The organism is Actinomadura darangshiensis (genome assembly GCF_004349235.1).
In the GTDB taxonomy this organism is placed as follows: Bacteria; Actinomycetota; Actinomycetes; order Streptosporangiales; family Streptosporangiaceae; genus Spirillospora; species Spirillospora darangshiensis.
Genome location: NZ_SMKY01000628.1, coordinates 1 through 1,270, shown reverse-complemented (window position 1 = coordinate 1,270; position 1,270 = coordinate 1). Strand labels below are relative to the sequence as shown.

Annotated in this window: 2 protein-coding genes; both read right to left on the bottom strand. The window is 61.7% G+C overall.

The window, feature by feature from the left end:
• Positions 1 to 41 precede the first annotated feature (41 nt).
• Positions 42 to 905 (bottom strand): IS3 family transposase, encoded by an 864-nt coding sequence (locus tag E1293_RS47025; protein ID WP_243717597.1) that lies wholly within the window; start codon positions 903 to 905, stop codon positions 42 to 44.
• A gap of 8 nt (positions 906 to 913) precedes the next feature.
• On the bottom strand, positions 914 to 1,201 hold the full coding sequence (locus E1293_RS47020; protein ID WP_165978735.1) for a transposase: 288 nt from the start codon (positions 1,199 to 1,201) through the stop codon (positions 914 to 916).
• Between the last annotated feature and the right edge of the window lie 69 nt (positions 1,202 to 1,270).

Sequence of the window (1,270 nt, the reverse complement as noted above, 5' to 3'; positions counted from 1 at the left end):
TGAGGTTCCCCCCGTAGCACGGACAGCTCGGGTGAGATGGGTCAGGTGGTGATGCTCGAGGTTCGGTGTCGTTCCTCGTAGTCCACCGGGCTCAGCATTTCAAGGCTGGAATGTCTTCTGAATGGGTTATACCAGCACTCGATCCATTCAAACACCGCGGCTGCAAGCTCGGCTCTTGTTTGCCATTTCCTGGCGTCGAGGAGTTCGAGTTGCATCGAGCCCCAGAACGACTCGATCATGGCATTGTCGTAGCAATCGCCGATCGTGCCCATTGAGCCGAGCAGCCCCGCGTCCCGGAGTCGCTTACCGAACGTCCAGGACGTGAACTGCGTTCCGTGGTCTGAGTGCAGGATTGTGGCGTCTTTTGCGGGCTTGCGGCGGGCTACAGCGGCGGCCATCGCATCGACCACGAGTTTGGTGGTCTGGCGGATGTCGATGGAATGGCCAATGATGCGACGGGAGAAGCAGTCCAGCACGGCCGCGCAGTACAACTTCCCATCTTCGGTCGGATGTTCGGTGATGTCGGTGACCCACAGCAGATCGGGTCCTTGGACGTCGAAGGCACGCTTGACCAGGTCCTCCTCGGTCGCCTCGTTGACCAGGTTCCGGCGTCCCTTACGCCGGTAGATCCCCTGGATACCGGCTTCCCGCATGAGGCGTTCGACCCGTTTGCGGTTCACCCGTTCGCCCCGTCCGAGCGTCAACTCGGCGTGTACCCGCGGTGATCCGTAGCTGCGGCGTGACTCTTCGTGGACCTCTTTGATGATTTTCACCAGCTCGGTATTGCGGTGCTCCCGGATCGAGGCGGGCCTGCCGAGCCAGTCGGTGTAACCGGACCGGGAGACTCCCAGCACTCGGCAGGCCACCGCAACAGGAATATCGTTATCGGCAAGCTCACGGACCAGCGAGTACCTTATTTTGGGAGCACGTTCTCGCGAGCGAAGTACGCCGCCGCCCGCTTGAGGATCTCATTCTCCAGTTCCAGTTGCCGGGCCTTTCGACGCAGCCCGACCAGCTCCTTTTTCTCGCCGGCGCTCAGGCCGTCGAGATCACCCTCTTCGATGGCTGCCTGGCGGATCCAGTTGCTCAGGCACGACTGACTGATGCCCAGACTCTTGGCCAGCGCGGAGACCGACTTGTCTCCGGTACGGGCCAGCTCGACGGCGCGACGCCGGAACTCCGGCGGGTGAGGTGGTGGCACGAGACACTTCCTTCCCAAGTTGATCAAGGTCAACTCAGATCGGGTGTCCGTGCTACGGGGGGAAGCTCA